The sequence below is a fragment of the Bifidobacterium sp. UBA6881 genome (genome assembly GCA_002451435.1).
Taxonomy (GTDB): domain Bacteria; phylum Actinomycetota; class Actinomycetes; order Actinomycetales; family Bifidobacteriaceae; genus Bifidobacterium.
In genome coordinates this window covers 1-4,228 of record DKCF01000017.1, presented here as the reverse complement: position 1 = coordinate 4,228, position 4,228 = coordinate 1, and the positions used below count along the sequence as shown (strand labels likewise).

General features: G+C 62.9%; 2 protein-coding genes. Both read right to left on the bottom strand.

Features of this window, described 5'->3' with window-relative positions; genetic code table 11:
• Positions 1–197: 197 nt before the first annotated feature.
• A complete protein-coding gene (locus B3C64_RS01285) occupies positions 198–1,238 on the bottom strand; it encodes a 3-isopropylmalate dehydrogenase (protein ID WP_291533185.1) in 1,041 nt (346 codons plus the stop codon).
• Between the two features lie 98 nt (positions 1,239–1,336).
• Positions 1,337–3,847 (bottom strand): S9 family peptidase, encoded by a 2,511-nt coding sequence (locus B3C64_RS01280; RefSeq protein ID WP_414632141.1) that lies wholly within the window; start codon positions 3,845–3,847, stop codon positions 1,337–1,339.
• Positions 3,848–4,228: the final 381 nt, after the last annotated feature.

The following is a 4,228-nucleotide window of genomic DNA, read 5'->3' as shown; positions in this document are numbered from 1 at the left end:
CCTGATCGTCCACACGGCGGAATGCCCCGCCGCCTTTTCCAAGTCTTCCAAAATCGAACGTACGAAAATCAATCCCTGCGCTCGATTTCCAAGAAAACGTCCGCAACCGCATAAGGCGCGCGTCGCGCATATACGAAAAACGGTGCCTCCCGTACAGCGTACCGGGAAGGCACCGTTTTCATATCGGAAGACGCATGTCACATGCGCGCCAGGATGTCGCGTCCGACCTCGTCGGTGGTGCGGGTGGTGGAGCCGAGCTCCTCGATGTCCGCTTCGACGGCGGCATCGATCTTGGCCGCGGCGTCGTCGAAGCCGAGGTGACGCAGCAGCATGGCGGCCGACAGGATGGCGGCGGTCGGGTTGGCCTTGTTCTGCCCGGCGATGTCCGGGGCGGAACCGTGGATCGGCTCGAACATGGACGGGTACTCGTTGGAGGCGTTGATGCAGCCCGATGCGGAGTATCCGACGCCGCCGACCACGGCACCGGCCTCGTCGGTGATGATGTCGCCGAACAGGTTGTCGGTGAGGATCACGTCGAAGCGGGACGGGTTGGACACCATGAAGATGGTGGTCGCGTCGATGTGCAGGTAGTCGTGGGTGACCTCCGGGTATTCCTCGGCCACCTTGTTGACGATGCGCTGCCACATGTCGCCCGCGTTGACGAGCACGTTCTTCTTGTGCACGAGGGTGACGTGCTTGCGGCGCTTCATCGCCAGCTGGAAGGCGTAACGCACCACGCGCTCCACGCCGTAGGCGGTGTTGATGGAGACCTCGGTGGCGACCTCGTTCGGAGTGCCGCGGCGGACGGCTCCGCCGGCGCCGCAGTACAGGCCCTCGGTGCCCTCACGCACGACGACGAAGTCGATGTCGCCCGGGTTGGCGAGCGGGGAGGTGACGCCCTTGTACAGCTTGGACGGACGCAGGTTGACGTACTGGTCGAGGTCGAAACGGAGCTTCAGCAGCAGGCCGCGTTCCAGGATGCCTGCCTTGATGCGCGGATCGCCGACGGCGCCCAGCAGAATCGCGTCGGTCTTCTTGATGCGCTCCTCTTCCTCTTCCGGAAGAATCGCGCCATCGCGCAGATACCGTTCGGCACCGAGGTCGAAGTTCTCGTAATCGAATTCGGCGACGCCTTCGGCCGCCTTCTCCAGAGCCTTCTGGGCCCATGGAGTCACTTCCTTGCCAATGCCATCGCCCGGAATGACGGCGATGGTGTACTTCTTTGCAGATTCACTCATAGCTCGTGACTCTAGTCAGAGATTCATCATGCGAACGAAAACAGCTCAGCAAATGGACACGCCGTGGCGGGTCCCCTGCCACGGCATGCCCGACGCGGTCAGTTGACGATGCCCATCACACTCAGGCACCACGCGTTCTCGTAGGAGACCTCCTCCCACTGCTTGTATCGTCCGGACGTGCCGCCATGACCCGCCTCGACCTCGATTTTCGCCACGGCGTCCACACCGGCGCGCTGCAGCCGCGCGAGCCATTTCATCGGCTCCACGTACAGCACGCGCGTATCGTTCATCGACGTGGTGATGAACACCTTCGGGAACACCTTCACGCGGTCGTCGTCCGGGGATTCCGGCGCGTTCTCATACGGCGTGTATTCCTTCATGTACCGGTACACGTCGGCGTTGTGCAAAGGATCGCCCCATTCATCCCATTCGGTGACGGTCAGCGGCAACGACGGGTCGAGAATCGAAGTCAACGCGTCCACGAACGGCACATCCGCCTCGATGCCCGCGAAGCATTCCGGAGCCATGTTCGCCACGGCACCCATCAGCAATCCACCCGCGGAACCGCCGTTCGCCACGGTGCGGGACGGTGACGCCAACCCCTCGCGTTGCAGCGCGCGGACCGCATCCACGAAATCCTCGAAGGAATGCTTCTTGTTGAGCAGATGCCCCTGCTCATACCATGCGCGGCCCATTTCGCCGCCGCCGCGGATATGCGGCACCGCATACAGCACGCCACGGTCGAGCATGCTGATGCGCGACACCGCGAACCCGGGATCGGAACTGATCTCGTACGCGCCATAGCCGGTGACGAACATCGCCGAATCGCAGGCCGGCACATCGCGCCGCCACACCAGTGAAATCGGTATGCGCTCACCGTCACGCGCGGTGGCCCATACGCGGCGTTCCATGTAATCGCGCGGATCGAATCCGCCAAGCACCGTCGCTCGTTTCAGCAGACGGTCCTCGCCGGTGGCCGGATCGATGTCGTGCAGCTCGCCCGGACGCGTGTAGCTGGCGAACGAATACCGCATGCGCGGCGCGTCATACGACGGATTGCCGCCGACGCCGATGGCGTACAGGCGCCGCGTCTCCCCGGGCATGCGATCGGCCGTGGCACCATCGGACGACGTCATGCCCTTGCGGGAGATGCCATGCACCGCCGAGCCCTTGCCCTGCGCCGCGGCGAGCGCGTCGAGCTTGCCCCATACCTCGACGCGTTCCTCGTTGATCTCGTCAACGGATTCGTCGACGTCCCAATCGCCTTCCAACGCGTGGGGAACGACTTCGGTGAAACGCCATGGCCTGCGCGCGAGGAAATCCTCGGCCGCGGCGCGTTTCGTCATCACCGCGACGTGCGGCAGTCCCTCGGCGCGGTACTGCAGCGCGACGAAATACCGGTGGATCGATATCCCCTCGATGCCCAAACCATGCGCGCCTTGGAGAATGCCGGGATTGCAATCGTTGGAATACGGCGTGCCGACCGGCATGCGGGAGGCGCCAGGCTCCACATCGTCGCCATGCTCGCACCCGTACGGCGAGCCGACGGCGACGCGCACGCCCTCGCCAAGCCGGTATGGCGGCTCATGCGAGCGCATGTCGATCACATCGATCTCGAAGTTCGGATTCAACGCGTTGTGGTACACGACCGCGAGCGGAATGTCCTCGCCGTGCTCGCCGGCACCTTCGAAGCAGGAGAAGCTCACATCGTATTCCACACCGGATTCGCGCGGAATGAACGCGCGGAACTCGCCTTCCGGCGTATCGGTGGGGAGCAGCAGCACCTCGGTGGTGGTCTTCGAACCGGTGCCGATCACGATGTTGCGCTCGTCGAAGGAAAGCCCGATGCCCACCCAGAAGCGCTCGTCCTGCTCGCGGTAGACCTCCACGTCCTCGGAGACCGGCGTGCCGACGCGGTGGCGTTTCACCGCGCATGGACGCCATGCGTCATCAAGCAGCACATAGAACACCCACCGCGCGTCCGGTGTGAAACAGGCGCCGCCGATGCCTTCGAACACGTCGGGAAGCTCCTCACCCGTCGTCAGATTGCGGATGCGGAAGTCGTAGCGCTCGTCGCCGCTGGTGTCGACGCCGTACAGCATCCACTGGCCGTCTTTGGAGATGTCCATGCCGCCGATGCGGAAGAAGTCGTGCCCCTGCGCCTCGACGTTCGTGTCGAATACGACCTGTTCGCCGTCGATCGGCTGGTCCGCCTTGATGACCGGCGGATCCCAGTCGTCCTCGCCTCGGATCGGCAGACGGCATTGCACCGCGTACTGTTCGCCCTGCTTCGTGCGGGTGAAGTACCAGTAGTCGTCCATGCGCGTCGGCACCGACATGTCGGTTTCCTGCACATGCGATTTGAATTCCTCGAACAGGGTCGTGCGCAGGCCTTTCAACGACGCCATGCGCTGTTCGCAATACCGGTTCTGCGCGGCCACATAATCCTGGACTTCCGGCGATTCCTTGTCGCGCAGCCATTCGTAATGGTCTACGAACTTGTCTCCATGGAACACACGTTCCTTGGCTACGCGTTTCGCCGCCGGGTATCCATTACGAATATCGTTCTGCCGATTTCCAAGATTCCCCCCTGAGGTCTCATCCGCCACATTGCGCATACCACGAAATTCACTCATGCACGCGATTATAGCGACCCGTCGCACCGACATGGAACCATCATGTCAACACGGAACGCCGACCGCCACATGAGTACGGGACGAAACCGCTCATGGGAACGGAGTGAATCCACTCATGAACACAGGACGGAACCATTCACAGGAACGGAACCGCCGCTGAATCAGCGGCAATGATTTTCGTCCTTCACGCCGCCATGGGCGGAACCGCCGTATTGCCCCTCGCTTAGGCGGCATCCACCCCTGTAGCGTCCACGTCGGGAGAGCCACAGCCCACAAATCTCCCCAAACAGACGCCACCAGCCCGCCAGCGACCATATCAAGAGACAATCACCGCTCGAATCTCCCCGGATGGTC

Coding starts and splice junctions, on each gene's coding strand:
- B3C64_RS01285 (WP_291533185.1), bottom strand. CDS start 1,238: ATGAGTGAATCTGCAAAGAAGTACACCATCGCCGTCATTCCGGGCGAT.